Source organism: Roseospira goensis (genome assembly GCF_014197795.1).
GTDB lineage: Bacteria > Pseudomonadota > Alphaproteobacteria > Rhodospirillales > Rhodospirillaceae > Rhodospira > Rhodospira goensis.
On sequence record NZ_JACIGI010000011.1, the window covers coordinates 111,379 to 131,382 of the forward strand.

The 20,004-nt window shown below is 72.1% G+C and carries 13 protein-coding genes; 6 read left to right on the plus strand and 7 right to left on the minus strand.

The window, feature by feature from the left end; all coding sequences use genetic code 11:
* Window position 1 precedes the first annotated feature (1 nt).
* Window positions 2–979 (plus strand): EamA family transporter RarD, encoded by a 978-nt coding sequence (gene rarD / locus GGD88_RS08555; RefSeq protein ID WP_221237067.1) that lies wholly within the window; start codon window positions 2–4, stop codon window positions 977–979.
* Between the two features lie 27 nt (window positions 980–1,006).
* Here rarD and GGD88_RS19140 read toward each other — a convergent pair whose 3' ends face one another.
* From GGD88_RS19140 to GGD88_RS18775, 6 genes are all read right to left on the minus strand, one after another.
* A complete protein-coding gene (locus GGD88_RS19140; RefSeq protein WP_221237068.1) occupies window positions 1,007–3,751 on the minus strand; it encodes a hypothetical protein in 2,745 nt (914 codons plus the stop codon).
* A 449-nt stretch (window positions 3,752–4,200) separates the two neighbouring features.
* Window positions 4,201–5,019: a rhodoquinone biosynthesis methyltransferase RquA gene (gene rquA / locus GGD88_RS08565; RefSeq protein WP_184434180.1), complete on the minus strand. Its 819-nt coding sequence runs from the start codon at window positions 5,017–5,019 to the stop codon at window positions 4,201–4,203.
* Window positions 5,020–5,096: 77 nt separating this feature from the next.
* Window positions 5,097–5,654: a type II toxin-antitoxin system RatA family toxin gene (locus GGD88_RS08570; protein WP_184434183.1), complete on the minus strand. Its 558-nt coding sequence runs from the start codon at window positions 5,652–5,654 to the stop codon at window positions 5,097–5,099.
* A 363-nt stretch (window positions 5,655–6,017) separates the two neighbouring features.
* Window positions 6,018–9,152, minus strand: coding sequence for a methyl-accepting chemotaxis protein (locus GGD88_RS19290; protein WP_184434186.1), 3,135 nt, complete (start codon window positions 9,150–9,152; stop codon window positions 6,018–6,020).
* A gap of 161 nt (window positions 9,153–9,313) precedes the next feature.
* A complete protein-coding gene (locus GGD88_RS08580; RefSeq protein WP_184434190.1) occupies window positions 9,314–9,916 on the minus strand; it encodes a cache domain-containing protein in 603 nt (200 codons plus the stop codon).
* Window positions 9,917–10,250: 334 nt separating this feature from the next.
* Window positions 10,251–11,375, minus strand: coding sequence for a DUF3426 domain-containing protein (locus GGD88_RS18775; protein WP_246423653.1), 1,125 nt, complete (start codon window positions 11,373–11,375; stop codon window positions 10,251–10,253).
* Window positions 11,376–11,537: 162 nt separating this feature from the next.
* Here GGD88_RS18775 and GGD88_RS08590 point away from each other — a divergent pair, with 162 nt between their 5' ends.
* The 5 genes from GGD88_RS08590 to GGD88_RS08610 all read left to right on the plus strand — a co-directional run bounded on the left by GGD88_RS08590 (window position 11,538) and on the right by GGD88_RS08610 (window position 17,410).
* Entirely contained in the window at window positions 11,538–12,287 is a 750-nt protein-coding gene (locus GGD88_RS08590) for a cell division ATP-binding protein FtsE (RefSeq protein ID WP_184434212.1), read from the plus strand.
* Between the two features lie 28 nt (window positions 12,288–12,315).
* Window positions 12,316–13,209, plus strand: a complete 894-nt coding sequence (locus tag GGD88_RS08595; protein ID WP_184434214.1) for a cell division FtsX domain-containing protein — start codon at window positions 12,316–12,318, stop codon at window positions 13,207–13,209.
* 8 nt (window positions 13,210–13,217) lie between these two features.
* Window positions 13,218–13,886, plus strand: coding sequence for a YdcF family protein (locus GGD88_RS08600; RefSeq protein WP_184434192.1), 669 nt, complete (start codon window positions 13,218–13,220; stop codon window positions 13,884–13,886).
* Window positions 13,883–14,641 carry a lysophospholipid acyltransferase family protein gene (locus GGD88_RS08605; RefSeq protein WP_184434194.1) on the plus strand — a complete coding sequence of 253 codons (759 nt, stop codon included), beginning with the start codon at window positions 13,883–13,885 and terminating at the stop codon, window positions 14,639–14,641. Before GGD88_RS08600 ends, GGD88_RS08605 begins: the two co-directional genes overlap by 4 nt.
* A gap of 213 nt (window positions 14,642–14,854) precedes the next feature.
* Window positions 14,855–17,410 carry an adenosylcobalamin-dependent ribonucleoside-diphosphate reductase gene (locus tag GGD88_RS08610; protein ID WP_343056317.1) on the plus strand — a complete coding sequence of 852 codons (2,556 nt, stop codon included), beginning with the start codon at window positions 14,855–14,857 and terminating at the stop codon, window positions 17,408–17,410.
* A gap of 90 nt (window positions 17,411–17,500) precedes the next feature.
* On the opposite strand, the gene GGD88_RS08615 is transcribed toward GGD88_RS08610, so the two are convergent.
* A complete protein-coding gene (locus GGD88_RS08615) occupies window positions 17,501–19,087 on the minus strand; it encodes a M23 family metallopeptidase (protein WP_184434197.1) in 1,587 nt (528 codons plus the stop codon).
* Window positions 19,088–20,004 lie beyond the last annotated feature (917 nt).

The following is a 20,004-nucleotide window of genomic DNA, read 5'->3' on the forward strand; positions in this document are numbered from 1 at the left end:
CGTGCCCGACTCCGGTCCCGTTTCCGCTGCTCCGGCCCCGCCGGCGGCGCCCTCCGGCCCCCGGGCACCGTCCCAGGGAGACGCCGCCCGCCGCCGCGCCGGCCTGTCGGCGGCCATCGGCGCCTACGTGTTCTGGGGCCTGTCGCCGATCCTGTACCACCTGCTGGGCCACGTGCCGCCGCTGGAGGTGATGGCCCATCGCATCGTCTGGGCGCTGCTGTTCGCGCTGCCGCTGGTGGTGGCGTTCGGCCAGTGGACCACCCTGCTGTCGGTGCTGGCGCGGCCGCGCCAGTTGGCGGTGTTCCTGGGCAGCGCGCTGGCGATCTCGATCAACTGGTTGACCTTCATTCACGCCACCGGCAGCGGCCAGAAGCTGGACGCCAGCATGGGCTATTACATCTTCCCGCTGGCGACGGTGCTGCTGGGGGCGCTGGTGCTGCGCGAGCGGCCCAGCCGCCGGCAGTGGCTGGCGGTCGGGCTGGCGGCGCTGGGCGTGGTGGTGATGGTGATCGGGCTGGGCCAACTGCCCTGGATCGCTTTGGTGATCGCCGTCAGCTTCGGGCTCTACGGCCTGCTGCGCAAAATCGCGCCGGCCGAGTCCCTGGTCGGCTTCACCCTGGAGGTGCTGGTGCTGGCCCCGATCGCGGCCGCCGGCCTGCTGTGGTGGGCCTGGGCCGGCGCCGGGGCGATGCCGTTCGGCAGCGGCGTGGACATGGCCCTGCTGGTGATCGCCGGGCCGGCGACGGCGGTCCCGCTGCTGTTGTTCGCGATGGGGGCGCGGCGGCTGACGCTGGGCACGCTGGGCATGCTCCAGTACATCAACCCGACGATCCAGTTCGGGATGGCGGTGCTGGTCTACGGCGAATCGTTCACCGCCGGTCATGCGCTCAGCTTCGGACTGATCTGGACCGCCGTGGCCCTGTACGCCATCGAGCCCGGCCGCTGGCGCCGCCGCGGCGCCGGCCCCACCGCCACCTGATGCCGGGCCCCCGCGCGCGGTCGGGGGCTACTCGTCCAGGCGGCCCAGGGCCTTGGCCAGCACCATGTAGACCTTGCCCAGGTCGGAGCCGATGAACAGCGCCGTGAGGATGTCGGCGCGGGCGGTCTGGCGCACCTGCTCCAGCAGGCTCTCGTAGTCGGTGACGAACTGGGTCACGTAGCCGCGGAACTCGCGGTCGCTGTCGAACACCTCGCGCACGGCGCCGTGCTGCTTGACCGTCATGACGCGGGCGAGGTGGCGCAGGAACACGCCGTGGTCGCCCTTCTGGTAGCGCCGCCACAGCTCCTCGTCGCGCACCGGGTTGAAGATGCGCGCGATGTCCACGGCCGCGCTCTCCAGGCGTTCGATCATGAAACTGGCCTGGTGCAGGAAGGTGGTGACGTCGGTGCGTTCCATCTCGACGCGCAGCGAGCCGGCACGCTCCTCCGCCTTGTCGGCGGCGGCCACCAGGGTATCCGTGTGGCGGCCGAACTCGACCCCCAGGCGCTTGGTGGTCTCGGACAGCTTCTCGCCCGACAGCGCCATGCCGTCCACCTCCTGGCGGATGGCGGCGGCGGTCTTCTCCAGCAGTGGCACCAGGGCGCGGGCGCGCTCGTCGGCGTCCTCCAGCGACCCGCCGAGCAGGCTGGCGGCGCCGCGCACCGTCTCGGCGGCCTTCTCGGCGGCGGCCTGGATGCCGTCGGTGGATTGGCGCAGCCGGTTGCCGGCCACCGTGGCCTGCGACAGGCCGCGCCCGGTGATCTCCTCGAACTGGCGGGCGTGCTGGTCGAGCGCGCTGCCGACCTCGCCGAGTCGGCCGAGGGCGCGGCTGACCACCGCCTCCATGTGACCGGTGCGGTCGTCCAGCAGCCCGGCCGTGCCGGTCAGTGCCTGGTCGGCCTGCTCCGCGCTGTCGGAGATGACCCGGGCCTTGCCTTCGATCACCTGGGCGGTTTCGGTCAGGCGGGCGTCGGCGCTCTCGGCGGCGCGGCTGATGGCGAGGTTGCGCGCCGCCAGGGTCTCCTCCAGGCCCTCGAGCGCGCCATGCACCTTGCCGACCAGGCGTTGCAGGTTCTCGGTCTCGGCGCGCACCGACTCGGCGGCGGCGCGGGTGTGCTCCACGGTGCGGGCCCCGGTGGATTCCAGGGACGCGGCCTGATCGGTGAGCTTCTGGCCGACCGAGTCCAGCTCCGCGTTCACCTGGCTGGAGACCCCGGACAGCTCGCTCAGGCGCTGGCGCAGCGAGTCCACGGTGTCCTCGATGCGGCCGACGGCGCCGTTGGCGGCGTCGCCCAGGTGGCGGGCCTGCTGGGCCAGGGCGCTTTGCACCAGTTCGAGCTGGTGGCCGATGAGGCGGGCGCCGTCCGCCAGTTCCTGGGTCTGGGCGGCGATCTGCTCGCGGATGAAGCCGGCCTGGCGGCTGGCCTCGGTGGTGTGGTCCTCCAGGCCCTCGGCCTGTTCCTTGACCGCGGCGCCGGCATCGCGGGCGCGCTGTTCGGCCCGCTGCACGGCGCTGGAGAGGGTGCGCAGCATGTCGTCCAGGGTGCCGGCGGCGCGCTCCAGGGTTTCGGTGGCGGAGCCGGTGGCGGCGGCCGCCTCCTGGCCGCGCTGCGCCACCATCAGCGAGGCATCGGACAGCTTGCCGGTGGCCTCGTCGACGGCGCTGTTCATGGTCTGCACGCGCCGGGTGAACAGGCCCTCCATCTCCTTCAGCCGGGCCATCGACTGGTCCGAGGCGCTCATCAGCGCGTCGGTCTGGCGGCCGATGGTGCCCTCGATCACCTGGGTGCGGCTGAGCAGGCGTTCGCTGACCTGGTCGATGCTCTGGGCGCGCTGGCCCATGCCCTCCATGACGGTGTGGCTGGTCTTCTCCCAGCGGCCGCGCAGGTCGTCGAGGTGCTCCTGCTGGCCGCCGAGGTGGTCGTCCACCTCGCGCAACAGCGCCGACAGCTCCTCGCCCAGCGAGCGGCCCTCCAGCAGCGACTTGGCGATGCTGTCGTTGACGGCGCGGATGCCGGATCCGTGCTCGCGCGCCTGCTGGCCCACCAGGGTCAGGTCCTGGACGTGCTTGCGCAGGCTGTCGTCGAGGGTGCGGGTCTGCGCCAGCATGGTCTCGGCGGCCTGGCTCAGCGTGCTGCTCTGCCGTTCCAGGGTGGTGCCGGCGTCGCGGGCGCGGCTGACGGCGCGCTCGGTGGCGTCCTCCAGGCCGTAGACCTGGCTCTCGGTGTCACGGATGACCTGGGCGATGTCCTCGCGGAACTTGTCGGCGAGGGCGCTCAGCGCCACCACCTCGTTGCGCAGGCCGTCGCGCACCTCGCGGGCCTCGGACAGGGCCTGGCGCGAGGCATCGGTCAGCAGCCGCGCCTGTTCGGTCAGCGAGCGGGCGACGTCGCTCATCTGGCCGCGCGCGGTGTCGGTCGGGTACGACAGCTTGCGCAACTGGTCGCGCAGCACCAGGGCCTCGCGGCCGTAGCGGCCGTCGCGCGAGAACACCGCCACCAGCGCCCAGGCCAGCGCCACCGGGATGAGGGCGCCGGCGGCGAAGCCGGCGAACTCGTGCGGCAGCAGCATGAACAGGTTGCCCCAACCCACGCTCTGCTGGATGTAGAAGGCGAAGAAGGCAAGCCAGAACAGCGACACCCCGGCCGCGATCCACGCCGGCCAATTGAGGCTGCGCGGCACCGACAGGGGGGGATCGGGGGGCAGGGGCGGCAGCGGCGGGGCGTCGTCGTCCGGGCCGGCCGCGCCGGTATGGTCGGGGGTATCGGTCATGGTGTTGGTCCGCCGTCGGGCCTGGGCCGACGCGGGCGCGGGCCGCAACCCGGCACGGCGGGCCGGTGCAGACGCCGGCTCGGCGGCGCGGCCGAATCCCCGGGGGCGGGGGGCGGCCGCGTCGGCGTCCCCGGTGGCGTCGTCCGCCGCGGGCGGCGCGGCGGCGGCGGTGTCCTCGGTGGACCCGGCGGCGGCGGATGACGCGGCGTTATCCGCCACCAGCCACGGGGCACGCGGCCGGCGCGGACGCTCCCCCGCGGCGCCAGACGGGCCGCCACGGGTGGTGTCGTCATCCGGGTCGATCTCTCGGGTAGCCATGGCGACTCGCCCCTGCTGTCAAGGCCATCTCGACAGAAGGGTACTTTCTTTGAGTCAAGATTCCAACAGCTTGATGGCTAGTCTTCAGTCTTGAGTCCAAAAGTCGCCGATATCCTCGAAAGTCAAGCCTCTTACGCCTGGCGCCGCGCCACGACCTTCTGATACAGGCCGCCGAAATAGGTCTCCTTGTGCCAGGAGAACTGCCCGGCAAGCTCGCTCGGGGCGTAGCTGGCGATCTCGTGATCGCTCAGGGCCAGGGCGTAGGGTTCCAGGAGGCGCCAGACCAGGATCATGATGGGCCGCAGCGGATGCGCCCAATGCGGCCCGTGGTAGTCCACGAACACGGCTTTGCCGCCGGGGCGGGTGGCCTCCAGCAGGTTGCGGACGATGCGGCGCTTGTAGTCCTCGGGCACTTCGTGCAGCAGGAAGAAGCAGCACACGCCGTCGTACTGGCGGTCGCGCGGGTCGGCGGCGTCGGCCAGGCCGACGCGGGCCGAGGGGAACCCGGCCAGCTTGTCGCGGCAGGCGTCGACCTGATTCGGCGCCACGTCGGTGACATGCAGCGCGCCCTTGGGTCCCAGCACCTCCGCCAGCTTGCGCGAGAACTGGCCGTAGACACAGGCCGGCTGCAACACGGTCTGGCCCGCCGCGAATTCCGAGAATCCGGCCCGCATCAGGCGGTTGGCGTTGCCCCACAGGATGGCCGAGACGACCAGCGAGGTATCCAGATAGCGGCTGTAGGCCGGCGTCAGATAGGCCCAGGTGTAGACCCGTTTCAGGTAGTCGGGCACCACCGGCGGGCGGGCCGGCGCGGCCGCCTCGGCCTTCAGCGGGGTGACCGTCGGGGCTGCCGCGGACACGGGCACGGGACGCGACGCCGGCAGGCCTGCATCGTCGTCCGACAGGGGATCAAGACGGAGCTTGGGCGCAACCGCATGGGGTTTGTTCATGGACCTGTCCTAAGACTGTTGACGCGGAGGAAGGGCACGGCGAGACGCCAGGGGCCACGAAGGAAGGAAGACGGGGCTTAACGAGGCCGCTCCTGCGCCCGCCGGGGCGGTGCGCCAGGACACCCGGGGGAGGAGGCGGCTGGGCCAGCCGCCGCGCCGGCACCCGGCTCCGCCCCGGGCCAGGCCGAGGGCGGGGGCGGGATCTCCCCGCGGGCGACGGCGCGGGCCCGGGCCTCGAACGACGAGATCAGCTTGGGGGCCATCTCGCCGTAGGCGGCCATCAGCAGCTTCTGCAGCATCTTGGAATGCACCTCAACGACCAGGTCCAGGGCCACCTTGCACCGGTTCGGTCCCCGGTCCTCGAATTCCCAGAGCATGCGAAGCTGGCGGACCGGGCCGTCCTCCGCATTGACAATGATGCGGTCGGGGTAGTGCAGGGCCGTGCTCGACGTGAACTCGAGCTTGGCCGGGCCGATGCCCAGCCCCTGGCGGGTCCGGTAGCCGGTGGCGTCGCGCTCGAGGACGCGCGCGGCGCTCCACAGCGGCAGAAAGGACGGGTAGCGCTCCACATCCGCCACCAGGTCGAAGACCCGCTCCCGATCATGGGGAACGACCCGTTGTACGGACTGTCTCATCGGCCGGCTCCACAACACTGCCCGGTCAGGCCGAAGAGCCTGGACCGCGCGCCGCATGATGCCTCTTCGCAATCGCACGGTAAACCGCCCCATGGCCCGAAAAACGACGATTCCGGCCGGGGGAGGGTGGAAACGGGGGGCGGCGCCCGACGCGACACACGCGACCCTGGGCAAACGGGATAGACGCGGCGGCCGAAAGCCGACGCCCGGGGCCGGCCGGAGCGGCGCCGATCGGGATCGCGGGGCCGGTCCCGGCGCACGCGGCGGGGGGCGCGGCGGCGAATCGGGGCGGCGGCCGGAGGGGCGCGGGCCGCCGCCCCGGCCGCCGTCCCGGCCGCCGTGCTGACCAGGGTCCCCGGCGGTCTACGCGCGTGCCTGGCGGGCGCGAACGAACGCTTCGAGGGCCTGCATCTGTTCGTCCGTGGCGTCGATGCGGATGTGGGTGGTGGTGTCGGTGCGGGCCACGATGTTGGCGGCCAACGCGTCCCCCTCGCCCATGTCGGGAAGGCGCAGCGTGATCGCCTGACCCCGGGTGCCCTCCACCGAGCGGTCGATGGTGGCCACGCCGCTGTAGGCCATGCGGTGCAGCGTGCAGGTCCGCTCGGTGCCGTCGCCCAGGTCGACGGTGACCGTCATGTCGATCGGTCGCAGCGCATGGGACTCGCGCTCGGCCGCGCTGCCGGCCTGGATGATCGCCTCCAACTCGTTCAGCATGTGTTCGACGCGCTGGTGCACCTCCTCGGCGGACTGTTGCACCTCGCGGGCATGGCGCCCCGTGACCTCGGTGCTCTGCGACAGGTCCTCGATGTTGCGCGAGGCATCCTGCGTGCTGTGGGCCGCCTGTTGGGCGTTCTGGCTGATCTCGCCGGTGGCGGCCGACTGCTCCTCGACGGCGGCCGAGACGGCGGTGGTGATCTGGTTGATCTCGTCGATCACGCCGACGATGCCCTTGATGGCGGCGACCGCGTCATTGGTGGCGCCCTGGATGCCGCCGATCTGGGAGGCGATGTCCTCGGTGGCCTTGGCGGTCTGGTTGGCCAGGGTCTTGACCTCGTTGGCGACCACCGCGAATCCCTTGCCGGCGTCGCCGGCGCGCGCCGCCTCGATCGTCGCGTTCAGGGCCAGCAGGTTGGTCTGCTTGGCGATGTCGCTGATAAGGTCGACCACCTCGCCGATCTGGCTGGCCGCGTTGGCCAGGCCCTGGATGCGGTCGTTGGTGGATTCGGCCTCGCGCGCCGCGCGGTGGGCGATGTCGGAGGCCCCGTTCACCTGGCGGCTGATCTCGGCGATCGACGAGGCCATCTCCTCCGCGGCCGCCGCCACCGCTTCCACGCTGCTCGCGGAGTCCTGCGAGGCCCCCGAGGCGGCATCGGCCCCGTGTTCGGTCTGCCCGACCGCCTGGGTCATTTCGACGGCGGCGTCGTGCATGACCTTGGACTGCTGCTGCACGATCCCGATGGCGGCCCGCACCTCCTCGTCGAGCGCGTTGGTCAGCGCGAACATCTCGCTGGTCACGCGCCGCGCGTTGCGCCGGTGCTGGGCCTCCTGCTCGGCCTGCATGGTCTCGATCTTCTGGCTGTTCTCCTTGAACACCTCGACGGTCGTCGCGATGGCGCCGATTTCGTCGCGCCGCGCCCGCCCCGGGACCTCCACCGTCAAATCGTTGTTGGCCAGGCGCTGCATCGCCGTGGTGATGGCGGTCAGCGGGCGGGTGATGGAGCGACCGATCAGGAGCGCCACGCCGACCCCCAGGACCAGCGCCAGGAAGGCGCCCCAGACCAGCAGGTCCTGCGCGAACAGGCGATCGGCGTCGGCCTGCGCCAGGGCGGCGGCGTGGGCGTCGTGCAGGGCGTCCTCCAGCGCCGCCCGGGCCTCCTCCATGCCGGCGGTGGCGCTCTCGATGGCGCGGGTGTTGCGCACCAGATCCTCGAAGGTGCCGGCCAGGGCTTGCAGCGTGTCACCGAACGCGGCCTTGAGGCCGTCCACGTTCCAGGGGTCGGTCTCGGCGACCCGCGCGACCAGGGCGTCGCGCGCGGCGGCGAGGGCGTCCAGGGCCGCCCGCACGCGGTCGGGGGAGACCGCCTGCGGATCGTCGATGAAGCCGAGGATGCCGTCCTTGGCGCTCTCGGCGGCGCCGCGCAGGTCGTCGGCCGCGTTGATGGTGCGTTGCGCGACGTCGAGGGTCCGGAAGGCGCGCGTGGTGGCCGTCAGCGCCTGATCGGCCATCACGTTGGCGGCCTCGACCGCCAGATCGGCGGTGGCGTCCAGCTCGCCCAGGGCCGCGTGCAACTGCTGCTCGGCGGCAAGGCCGGTCGTGTCCGCGTCCGCCTCCTTGGCGGCCAGGTCGAACAGGTGTTCCAGTGCGCGGCGATAGTCCTGCGTGGCCTGCGAGACCTGCCCGACCAGCGTGGCGGTGGGGCCACCGTCGGCCGCCCGACGCAGCGACAGCGTGGTCATGAACAGGCCCCGGGTGGCGGTTCCGGCGGCCTCGGCATCGGCGGCATCGCCGGTGCGCAGGAAGCGCTGCTCCAGGGCGCGGACCCGGGCCGCCGTGGTGTCCAGGTCCGCCAGCATCAGTTGGAGGTCGGTCAGGGTGTTCAGGACGGCGCGGCTGACCACGTTCTCGCGCGCCGCCGCCAGACGCGCGCGCTGATAGCGCATCAGCCGCTCCACCCTGCCGGCCAGGGCCTCCGAGGCCGTGGCCATCTCGGCGCGGGTGTCGGCCCTCTGGGCGGCCAGGGCGCGCTGGTCGGAGCGGGCGGTGTCGTAGAGCGCGAAGGCCGCCTCCAGCGAGGCCATGGTCATCACCAGGGTTTCCCGCTCGATGGCGTCGATCTGGTTGACCGCGGCAAGCAGGGGGCGCAGGCCCGCCGCCAGGCTCTGGATGGCGGCGCGGGCCTCCTCGGCACGCGCATCGGTGTTGGTCCGTCGATAGCCCTCGACGGCGAGCATGACCGCATGCACCGTGTCGCCGACGTTGCGGGCGGTCCCCAGAAGGGCGTCGGCCTGGTCGCGGTCGGCGACGGCCTCGTTGGCGTTCTCGCGGGCCTCGACCAGACGCTGGGCGCGCTCGGCCACCACGTCGTCGATGATCGCGCGCACCTCGTCGTCGACGCGAATCACGGCCGTGGTGGCCGCCGCCACGGCCGTCTGGTTGTCGACATAGCTCCGGTGGTTCTCCGCGTAAGCGGTGGTGGCGGCGCGCGCGGCCTCGACCTGGTCGCGCAGTTCCGGCCGGAGCGCCAGCACGTCCAGGTGCTCCTCGATGGCGGCGAGCCCCTGGGCCACCTCGGCGGCGGCCGCGTCGGTTTGTCCCAGGCGGCCGCGCAGCTCGTGCTTGACGGTCACGCCCAGGCGGACCAGCGCCGTCAGGCTGGCGCGTTCGGTGTCGAACCCGGCGTTGCTCTGTTCCAGGGCGCGCCAGCCGACAACCGCAACCGCGATGGTCAACAGGAGGACGACGACGAATCCGGTCAGGATGCGGAATGAAACGGTCACGGGAAAGACGTCCTGTCTGGTCGGTCGGATCGAAGACGTGGGGTCTCCCGTCCGCCCGCGTCACGCGCGGCCGACGCGGCCCGCGCGCGCTGGCGCGGGCGGTCGAGTGAGCCGTCGCATCGGCCTTGGCGGAGGGAGACCAGGTGGGCGGCGGGGCGGTCTCAGAACAGGTTCTCGACGTTCACCCCGACGGTGATGGCGCCGATCGGCTCGCCGGTCTCCGGATCGACGAGGGTACGGCTGACCTGCGACAGGAAGGCTTCGCTGCTGTCGTCGAACTCGACCGCGTCGACGAACAAGGCGTCCGGGCCGGCCTGGAAGGTCTTCTGCCATTTGTCCTCGTCCCCCTGCCAATAGTCAGAGGTGACGTCGGACTGGCCCACGTTGAGCCCCCGATTGTCCATCACGAACATCTCGGAGACGAGGCCCTCCATGGCCGCCTTCTTCTCGCCGAGGTAGGCCGACAGCGGCGTCGCCATCACCCGCTCGATCAGCGGACCACCCCCGGCCTCCGCCTCGCGTCGCCACTGCTGGTCAAGGCTTTCGATGGCGGCCGCGTCGAGGTCGGCATGCTCGGTGTTCTGCGCCTTCACGGCGGCGACGACCGTGTCGTCCGACAGCCAGGGCGTGACCTGCTCGGCCATCAGGCGCTCAAGCTGGGGCCGGAATTCGTTCTCGGCCGCCTGGGTGGCGGGAGCGGTGGCCAGGGCCAGGCCCAGGGCCGCGACGGAGGCCAGCGCGCCGGCCGACAGGAGTGTCCGCATGGTCAGTTTTCCCCCTCTGAGCCGCGGTGACGCCTGTGGACGTCGATGGTGCGGGCCGCGCCGACCGGGAAGGTCGGACGGGGCCGCCCGGGGCGTCACCGCCTGTTATTGCCGTGACACGAGCACAGGGTCCCGGCGTTGTAAAGACGCCCATCGGTAGATATAACTGCGTAGAAGTTGAGAGAGCCGGAAGGGTCGCGTTTTGGAGATTGTTGGGTACGGTGCTGGACCCGGTCGGGTCGGCGCCGGTCCGGCCCCGCCCGGTCGGTCTGAAGGCGAAACGAGGGGGAGGGGCGGTGAGGGGCGGCGAGGCGTGCCGAACCACCCGGTCCGATCAGCCCGCGGGGCCGTTCGGCCCGGTGTCCGGGGCGGGCGCCCGCTCATCCGACGTCGCCGCGCCGCCGGTCGCGGGCGGGGTCATGATCGGCGCCGGCGGCCGGGCAGTGAAGGCGACCTCGATGGCCACCGCCTCGGGCAGGCGGTTGCGCAGGGTCATGCGGAAGTTGGTGGTCTCGGCCGGGGCCAGCGTGTCGGTGGGCGGCGGCGCGGTCATCTGCTGGACCATGTCGCCGTCGGCGTCGTTGAGCGTCAGGCGCAGGGCCGGCACCGGCCGCGCGATCTCGCTGACGTTGGTGATGAAGCCGCGCACCACTAGGACTTCGGCATCCTCGACGATCTCGCGCGTCGGCACCACGTTCTCCAGCTTGAGGCCCAGCCCCGGCCGGCTCAGCGGAATGCCGAGCGCCCGGTAGGCCGTCTCGGCCTCGGGGACGACCCCGACAACACTGTCGCGCAGGAAGTAGAGGCCACCGGTCACGCCCGCCAGAAGCACCACCACGGCCATCAGCCAGGAGGCCCAGGCCGGTGGCCGGCGCCGCCCGCGACCGGCATCAAGCCGGTTGCGCAGGACGCCGGGCAGGTCGTCGTCGTCGCCGAAGTCGTCGGGCTCCGCCGTGCCCCGGTTTCGGCCGGAGCGCTCGCGCTCCTGACTCTCCAGTCGGGCCAGGATGTCGTCGAAGTCCGGGCCGTCGTCGTCGTCGCCGTCGCCGTCGCTGTCCCAGCCCGGCGCCGCGCCGCCGCCCGCCGGGGCCTTGTCCATCGGCACCAGATCGCCGGGGCCGCCATCCAGAAGGGTGCGGCCACGTCCCGGTGCCAGGGTCTCCTGGACCGGAGTCTCCTTTACCGGAGTCTCCTTTACCGGACTCTGGGGCTGAGTCGCCTCGGTGCCGTCGGTCGCGTCGTCCGTCGCCCGAGCCTGGAGATGCTCGGCCAGCGGTCCGTGGTCGCGCGCCGCTCCGGGCGCGCGTGCCGGGGCTGTCGCGTCGGCCGCCGGGGCCTCGGGCGGGGCCTGATGCCAGCGGTGGCCACAGCGGGCGCACTTCAGGGTGCGTCCGGTCGGGCCGAGCGCCTCGTCCGGGACGCTGAACCGGGTGGCGCAATGCGGACAGGAGATTTTCATGCGGCCATCGGTTGGCGTCGAAAGCTATGATCGTTATAGAACCTGCCGGGAACGGGCACAAGCAAGCGGGCGCGGGGACCGGCCCGCGGCGGCCCTGACGGCGGGACCCGGCACCCGGCGCCCAGCAGAGCGGGGGACCCATCACCTGCCATGACCCCAGCCATGCGTGACGACACCGACCCCTGGTGGGATCACGACGACCCCGGCGTCGAGACCGTGGTGCGGTTCGACCACGTGGGCCTGCGCTACGACCTTGGGCCGGAGGTGTTCCGCGACATCACCTTCGCGTTGCCCACCGGCTCGTTCCATTTCCTCACCGGCGGCTCGGGGGCCGGAAAGTCGTCTGTGCTCGGGTTGTGCTACCTGGCGTTGCGCCCGACCCGCGGGGCCGTGACCCTGTTCGGCCACGAGGTCACGCGCGCGCCGCGGTCGGTGCTGCCGCGGCTGCGCCGCCGCATGGGGGTGGTGTTCCAGGACTTTCGCTTGATCAACCACCTCTCGGCCATGGACAATGTGGCCCTGCCCCTGCGCGTGGCGGGAGTCGGCGAGGGCGCCATCCGCCGCCACGTGCCGGAGCTGTTGGCCTGGGTCGGGCTGGCCGATCACCTGGACGCGCGCCCGCCCACCCTGTCCGGCGGCCAGAAGCAGCGGGTCGCCATTGCCCGCGCGGTCATCAACCGGCCCGACCTGCTGCTGGCGGACGAGCCGACGGGCAACGTCGACGACCGCATCGCCATGCGGCTGCTGCACCTGTTCGAGGAGCTGAACAAGATGGGCACTACGGTGCTGATCGCCACCCACAACGAGCAGCTCGTGGGCCGCTTTCCCTATCCCCGCCTGCACCTGGAGGACGGCCGTCTGACCTGGCACGCTCCCGAGGCGGCGCCCCTGGCGCCGCCGCCGGCGGGGTGAGGCGCGCCGATCGGAGGCCGGCCCCGTGATGCGCACCGACCTGCCCCTGGCCCGCGACCGCGCCGCCGTCCTGGTTCCCGTGCTGGTCGGGATCATGGTGTTCCTGGCCGTGCTGGCCGGGGCCGGGGCGCTGGCCCTGGACAACGTGCTGGACCGCTGGAAGCGGGACGTTTCCGGCAGCCTGACCGCCCAGGTGCCGCCGGTGCCCGGGATCGGCGAGGCGGCGCGCGCCGCCACCGACGACCGGGTGGCGCGGGCCGTGGCGGCGCTGCGCGCCCAGCCGGGCGTGGCGGCGGTGCGGGCGCTGGACCGGGGGGAACTGACGGCCCTGGTGGAACCCTGGATCGGCAGCGGGGCGCTGTTGCAGGACCTGCCGATGCCGCGCCTGATCGACATCACCCTGCGTCCCGGGGCCGTCGATCGCGTCGATCCGGCGGCGATGGCGGCGGCGCTGCGGGCGGCCGTGCCGGAGGCGACGCTGGACGAGCACCGGCTGTGGCTGGCGCGGCTGATGGACCTCGGCGAGGCCATCGGCGGGCTGGCGCTGGCGGTGGTGCTGGTGGTGGGCGCGGCGACGGCGGTCGCGGTGGTGCACGCCACCCGGGCCGGCCTGGCGGTGCACCGGCCGGTGATCGAGATCCTGCACATGATCGGGGCCCAGGACGAATACATCGCGCGCCAGTTCGCGGGCCATGCGCTGCTTCAGGGGTTGAAAGGCGGGCTGGGCGGATTCATGCTGGCCATCCCGGCGCTGGCCGGGGTCGGCCTGCTGGCGGACCGCATCGAGGGCGGTCTGGTGCCGCGCGTGGGGCTGTCGCCGCTCGACTGGGCCGTCCTGATGCTGCTCCCGCTGGGGGCCGCCGCGCTGGCCATGCTGACCGCCCGCCTGACGGTGCTGCACACCCTGGCCCGCATGCCGTGACGCCGCTCATGACAGGGTCCGCCGTGGCACGCCCGATCTTTCGCTCCCTGACTGTCCGGGTCGTCCTGGTCCTGGCGCCGCCGCTGCTGCTGGCGGTCGCCTGGGTGGGGGGGCTGGTGTGGTACGCGGCGGCCATCCCGGTGCCCGAGACCGACGCGGCCGGCCGCCGGGCCGACGCCATCGTGGTCCTGACCGGGGGCAGCGAGCGGCTGCGGGCCGGGCTGGAGCTGCTGGAGCGGGGCTTGGGTGGGGTCCTGTTCATCAGTGGCGTGCCGGCCGCGGTGGCCCCGGACGACCTGTGGCGGGCGCTGGCGCGGGCGCCGTCCCCGGCCGTGGCCGGGCGCGTCGAACTGGGCCACGCCGCCGCCGACACCCTGGGCAACGCCGAGGAGACGGCGGCCTGGGTGCGCCGCCACGGGGTCCGCACCGTGCGGCTGGTGACGGCGGCCTATCACATGCGCCGCGCGCTGCTGGAGTTCCGGCCGCTGATGCCGGAGGTCCGGCTCATTCCCCATCCGGTCTATCCCCCGCACGTCAAGCAGGAGGAGTGGTGGCGCTTCCCCGGCACCGCCAGCCTGCTGGCGAGCGAGTACTCGAAGTATCTGGTGGCGTGGTTGCGCCTGAACCTGGGGCTGTCCCTGCGCGCGCGCGCCCCTGCCACGGTGGAGTCGTCATGACGCTGGTCCGATCGGTGCTGTTCAACGTCCTCTATGTCATCTGGACGGCGGTCCTGGGCGTCCTCTACCTGCCGCTTCTGGCGGCGCCGCGGCGGGTGCTGGTGGCGGCGACCAAGGCGTGGCTGGCCGGTATGCGATGGATGGCCTGGCACGTCGCCGGGGTCCGCACGCGGATCGAGGGACGCGAGAACCTCCCGCCAGGGCCGGTGATCGTCGCCGCCAAGCACCAGAGCGCGCTCGACACGTTCCTGTTCCACGGCCTGCTGGACGATCCGGCCTACGTGCTCAAGCGCGAGCTGTTCCGCATTCCCCTGGTCGGCTGGTACATGAAGGCGACCGGCATGATCGGCATCGACCGCGCGGCCGGCGCCCAGGCGCTGCGCGCCATGCTCAAGGCCTGCGGTGAGACCCTGGCCGAGGGTCGGCAGATCATCATCTTCCCGGAGGGCACCCGGGTGGCGCCGGGGCGCAGCCTGCCCTACCACCCGGGGGTGGCCGCCCTGTACGCCCGCTTTCCGGACGTGCCGCTGGTGCCGGTGACGCTCAACACCGGCCTGCTGTGGGGACGCAAGGCGTTCCTCAAGCGTCCGGGCACCGCCACCCTCAAGATCCTGCCGCCGGTGGAGCCGGGACTCGACCGGCGGGCGTTCCTGGCGGCCCTGCACGATCGCATCGAAACGGCCGGGGCGGCGTTGCCGGCCCCGACCGGCGGGGAGGATCGGCCTGTGGATAAGTCCGTGGATCATGCGGCATAACCGTGGCGGACCCTGGCCTGCGCGACCGCCCGGCGGCGTCCCGAGGCATGGCGCAATCCGAACATAAAGAGAACATTGCTTGACGTCGGATCGTCCCCCCCGTATCTGTCGAGGGTGCCCGCGCACCCGGGGGATGGCTGCATAAGTAGTATCGCGGCCGATCCTGTTCCCCATTGGTTTTCAGTTCGACGCCTGACGTGAGGGGCTCCGCCCGTGTCTGACTCGGTATCGGCGCCGATCGCGCCCATCGCAACCCAGATTTGGGACATGAAGTACCGGCTCAAGACGTCGGCGGGCGAGCCTGTGGATAAGTCGGTGGAAGACACCTGGCGCCGGGTCGCGACCGCCCTGGCCGCGGTGGAGCGCGACCCGGAACCATGGGCGGCCCGGTTCATGGCTGCGCTGGAGGGCTTCCAGGTGCTGCCGGCCGGGCGCATCCTGGCTGGGGCCGGCACCGACCGCGCCGTGACCCTGTTCAACTGCTTCGTCATGGGCACCATCCCCGACGACATGGGCGGCATCTTCAGCCACCTGCGGGAAGCGGCGCTGACGATGCAGCAGGGGGGCGGCATCGGCTACGACTTCTCCACCCTGCGCCCCCGGGGCGCGCCGGTGCACGGGGTCGGCGCCGACGCCTCCGGGCCGCTGTCGTTCATGGACGTGTGGGACGCCATGTGCCGCACCATCATGAGCGCGGGCTCGCGGCGCGGCGCCATGATGGCGACGCTGCGCTGCGACCACCCGGACATCGAGGCCTTCATCGACGCCAAGCGCGAGCCGGGCCGGCTGCGCATGTTCAATCTGTCGGTTCTGGTGACCGATGCCTTCATGGCGGCGGTGGAGTCGGATTCGGCCTGGGACCTGGTGTTCGAGGGCACGGTGCACCGCACGGTGCGGGCGCGCGACCTGTGGGGCCGCATCATGCAGGCCACCTACGACCAGGCCGAGCCGGGCGTGATCTTCATCGACCGCATCAACCGGCGCAACAATCTCTGGTACTGCGAAGAGATCAGGGCCACGAACCCCTGCGGGGAACAGCCGCTGCCGCCTTATGGCACCTGTCTGCTGGGGTCGATCAACCTGGCCCGGCTGGTGCGCGAGCCGTTTACCGCGGCGGCCCGACTCGATCTCGATGCCCTGGCCGACCTCACGGCCACCGCCGTGCGCATGCTCGACAACGTGATCGAGGTGTCGCGCTATCCGTTGCCCGAACAGCGCCACGAGGCCCTGACCAAGCGCCGCATCGGTCTGGGGGTCACCGGCCTGGCGGATGCCCTCATCCTGTGCGGCGCCCGCTACGGCTCGGAAGCGGCGGTGGCGCTGACCGAGGAGTGGATGGCGGCGCTGCGCCGGGCGGCCTACGCTGCCTCCATCGAGCTGGCGCGCGAGAAGGGGCCGTTCCCGCTGTTCGACCGCGACCAGTACCTGCAGGGCGAGACCATCCGGGACCTCGACGACGACCTGCGCGCCGGCATCGCCGCCCACGGCATCCGCAATGCCCTGGTGACCTCGGTGGCGCCGACCGGCACCATCTCGCTGCTCGCCGACAATGTTTCGTCCGGCCTGGAGCCGGTGTTCAGCTTCACCTTCACCCGCGCGGTGCTGCAACCGGACGGCAGCCGGCGCGAGGAGACCGTCTCCGACTACGCCTGGCGCCTGTACCACGCCGTCAAGGGCGAGGACGCCCCCCCGACCGACGCCTTCGTCGATGCCCAGGCGCTGTCGCCGCGCGACCACCTGGTGATGCAGGCGGCGGTGCAGCGCTACATCGACAGCGCCGTCTCCAAGACCATCAACGTGCCCGAAGACCTGCCGTTCGCGGCCTTCAAGGACGTCTACTGGCAGGCCTGGCGCAGCGGCTGCAAGGGCTGCACCACCTACCGGCCGAATCCGGTCACTGGGGCCGTGCTGTCGGTGGCGGCGCCGCCGGCCCGCCCCGAGGCGCCGGCCGCCGAGGGCGCGCCGTCGCCCGAGCGGCCGCCGGTCAGCGCAGCCGACGACCGCACCGACCTCGCGACGGTGGGGGCCGCCGGCCCACAGGCGGCCGACGACGACCTCGGCCCGCCGGCCGACGACAACCTCGGCCCGCCGGCCGACGACGATCATGGCGCCCTGCGGCCGGGCACCCCTGGCGGCAGCCATGGCGGCCCCCGGACCGACGATGGCCGCGTGGTGCACCTGACGCGCCCCCTGGATCGGCCCGAGGTGCTGCCGGGCCGCACCTACAAGGTGCGCTGGCCGGAGAGCGACCACGCCATCTACATCACGGTCAACGACGTCGTCGGCCCGGAGGGGCGGCGGCGGCCGTTCGAGGTGTTCATCAACTCCAAGAACATGGAGCACTACGCCTGGACCGTGGCGCTGACCCGCATGATCTCGGCCGTGTTCCGGCGCGGTGGCGATGTGCGTTTCGTGGTCGAGGAGCTGAAGGCGGTGTTCGACCCAAGGGGCGGCCAGTGGATGGGCGGGCGCTACGTGCCGTCGCTGCTGGCGGCGATCGGCGAGGTCATCGAGCAGCACATGGTCGAGACCGGGTTCCTGGCGGAGGAGACCTCCGACGGCCTGGTTCCCGGGACCGCCCCCGGGGTGTCCCCGGCGACCTCCCGGGCGCCCTCGCCGGGGCGCGGCGGGGGCGCCGCCGCCGTCGATCGGGCGGTGGCGCCACGCCCGGCCGGGATGCGGTTCTGCCCCAAATGCAACCAGCCTACCCTGATGCGCCAGGAAGGCTGCGACACCTGCGCGAGCTGCGGCTACTCCAAGTGCAGTTGAGGCCCAGCGCCGGACGGGCGGCACGAAAAACCGCCCCGGCCGGGGGCGCGGGGCGGTTCGAGTCGGGCGTGGCGGGGGCGTCCGGCCCGGCTACTCCGGGGTCTGGGTCCGGGCCGCGCTGGCGATCTCGGTCGGGGCCCGCAGGCTGGCGTACAGGCGATCGACCTCGGCCCGGTGGGCCTGGAAGCGCTTCAGGTCCGCGCCGGCCAGCTTGACGGCCGGCTGGAACCGCACACCCATCGGGTTCACCTTGTCGCCGTTGCGCAGGATTTCGTAGTGCAGGTGCGGACCGGTGGAACGGCCGGTGGACCCGACCCGGCCGATGACCTCGCCCTGCTCGACGCGCTGGCCGTTGCGCACCAGGATGGCGCTCATGTGGGCGTAGGCGGTGGAGAACTCGCCGGTGTGGCGGATCTGCACGTACTTGCCGTATCCCCCCTTGCGCCCGGCATAACGCACCACGCCGTCGCCGGCCGCATAGATGGGGGTCCCGGTGGGCGCGGCGAAATCGACGCCGGTGTGCATCTTGGAGTAGCCCAGGATCGGGTGCTTGCGCATCCCGAAGCTGGAGGACAACCGGGCGCCGTCGATCGGGGTGCGCATCAGCGGCTTGCGCACGCCCTCGCCGTTCTCGTCGAAATAGTCGATGCGGCCGTCTTCGGTCTCGTAGGCATAGGCCGTCAGGCGCTTGCCGGCGTTGGTCAGGGCGGTGAACAGAATGCGGCCGTCGCGGACATGGCGGCCGTCCCGCGTGGAGAAACGCTCGTACAGGACCTCGAAGGCATCGTCCTTCTGGATATCGCGCTGGAAGTCCACGTCGTAGGACAGCACACGGATCATCTCGGCGAGGGCCTGTTCGGAGACGCCCGCGTCCACCGCGGCCTGGTACAGGCTCAGGGTGATCGGGCCGCCGAACCGCACCACGTCGCGCACCAGTTGCTCCTGGGTCTCCTGGGCGCTGAAGCCGAACTCGGCCCCGTCGTCGGGCAGGACGGCCACCTGGGTGCCGGTGGTGGGTTCGAAATCGAAGCCGCGGAAGGCGAGGGTGTCGGTCTCGGGCTCGTCGAAACGGATGTTGACCACATGGCCGGGGCGCATGCGGCGCGGATCGTAGACCGCTTCCAGGGCCTTGATCGCCTTGTGGGCTTCGACGCGCTCCACCCCGGCCTCGATCAGAAGCCCGATGAGGGTGTCGCCGCGGTCGACGCGGGCTTCGACGGCGATCGGCGCCACGACGGGTGGAGAGGCGGCCGCCTGCATGGCGACATCCGCCGTGGCCGTGGCCGTGGCCGTGGCCGCCGGCGGTCGGGCGGGGCCGCCCACGGGCGGGACGGGCCGGGCGGCTGGGTCCACGGCCGCCGCCTGGGCGCGACCGGCGGCGGCCTCCGCCGTGGCCTGATCCCCCTTGGCCTGATCCGTCGCGGAGCCCGGTTTGCGGCCCGGGATCGGCGCGCCCTCCAGAGCCGCCACCAGGGCGACGTCGGCCGCGGCGGCGGCCGCCATGCGGTCGCTGCCCGCGCCGGCCGGCCCGGTCACGACAAGGCTCGCCACCAGTCCGATGGCGAGCCCTGCGACGAGGCCGGTGCTCTGGAAGCATCGCGCGGCGCGGCGACGGGTGGGCATGGCGCCGCGGCGCGCACCCAGGTCCTGCGTCCGGTCGATGAGCGGACTCCTCATCCCCTACTCTCCATACTGTTTGTTGGCTGGCTCTTCGTTGGCTGGCCGACCGCCCGGGACGCGGTCCGCCGCGGCCGCGGCGCGGTGCGCTGACACGTTCCCCTATGGTTTCAGGGGGTCCTCTCGCTTCGCGCGCGCTGGCCAGAGGTTTCCGACCGACTAAAGCATGCCGACCCCGATTCGACATGTCAATGGAAGACGCTTTGAAAACAGGCGTCTCGACCGTGTTCTTTGAGTCACATATTACCCACAGCGGCTAACTCAATGTTGCCGATATGCAGCAGTCGATGGTCTGTGACAGGGGCCATGGGGACCCCGCGGCGGCAGCCCAATCCTGGCGGCGGGCGTATCGGATGCCGGGAGGGTGGCCTTGGCCATGGTCCGATCATGGTCCGGCTCATGGTCCGGCCTATCGTCCGGCACGGGCGCCGGGCTGCGCGACCGGCGCGGCCGCGACCACGCTCCGGACGGAGCGGGCGCCCTTTTCTTACAAAGGCCGCGCGCTCCGGCAAGCGGAAAAACCCGTCCGACAGGGAACGCCGGGCCGCCTGAGTCGGCCCCCGGCGCCCTCCCGAGGCCACCCGGGCCCGGCGGAGACGGCCGTCCGGCCGCCGTGCCGCCCCGACGGCCGCCCGCGAGAGCGGACCGCCCGAATACGGACTCGCATGGTGATTTCGAGCTCGGGCGTTCCGCTCTGAAACCAACAGATCGCGCCGATCGCTCGAAATCGGCCCCACCCCGGTGGTTCCGATTTCGAGCGATCGGCGCTAGGCCCATGAAAAGCCCCTCCTTTTGCCCGCGCGCCGGAGGTCCGCCAAAAAACTGAAATTTTCTGATTGACTGGGTTTGGCTGGATGCGTAGAAACCGGGCTCCCGACGCGGCGGGGCTGGCCTTGAGGGGCTGGCGGGCCGGATTG

What these genes read in the sequence shown, in the direction of transcription:
- GGD88_RS19140 (WP_221237068.1), bottom strand. Translation starts at nt 3,751, where the DNA reads ATGACCGATACCCCCGACCATACCGGCGCGGCCGGCCCGGACGACGAC.
- rquA (WP_184434180.1), bottom strand. Translation starts at nt 5,019, where the DNA reads ATGAACAAACCCCATGCGGTTGCGCCCAAGCTCCGTCTTGATCCCCTG.
- GGD88_RS08570 (WP_184434183.1), bottom strand. Translation starts at nt 5,654, where the DNA reads ATGAGACAGTCCGTACAACGGGTCGTTCCCCATGATCGGGAGCGGGTC.
- GGD88_RS08580 (WP_184434190.1), bottom strand. Translation starts at nt 9,916, where the DNA reads ATGCGGACACTCCTGTCGGCCGGCGCGCTGGCCTCCGTCGCGGCCCTG.
- GGD88_RS18775 (WP_246423653.1), bottom strand. Translation starts at nt 11,375, where the DNA reads ATGAAAATCTCCTGTCCGCATTGCGCCACCCGGTTCAGCGTCCCGGAC.
- GGD88_RS08590 (WP_184434212.1), top strand. Translation starts at nt 11,538, where the DNA reads ATGCGTGACGACACCGACCCCTGGTGGGATCACGACGACCCCGGCGTC.
- GGD88_RS08595 (WP_184434214.1), top strand. Translation starts at nt 12,316, where the DNA reads ATGCGCACCGACCTGCCCCTGGCCCGCGACCGCGCCGCCGTCCTGGTT.
- GGD88_RS08600 (WP_184434192.1), top strand. Translation starts at nt 13,218, where the DNA reads ATGACAGGGTCCGCCGTGGCACGCCCGATCTTTCGCTCCCTGACTGTC.
- GGD88_RS08605 (WP_184434194.1), top strand. Translation starts at nt 13,883, where the DNA reads ATGACGCTGGTCCGATCGGTGCTGTTCAACGTCCTCTATGTCATCTGG.
- GGD88_RS08615 (WP_184434197.1), bottom strand. Translation starts at nt 19,087, where the DNA reads ATGAGGAGTCCGCTCATCGACCGGACGCAGGACCTGGGTGCGCGCCGC.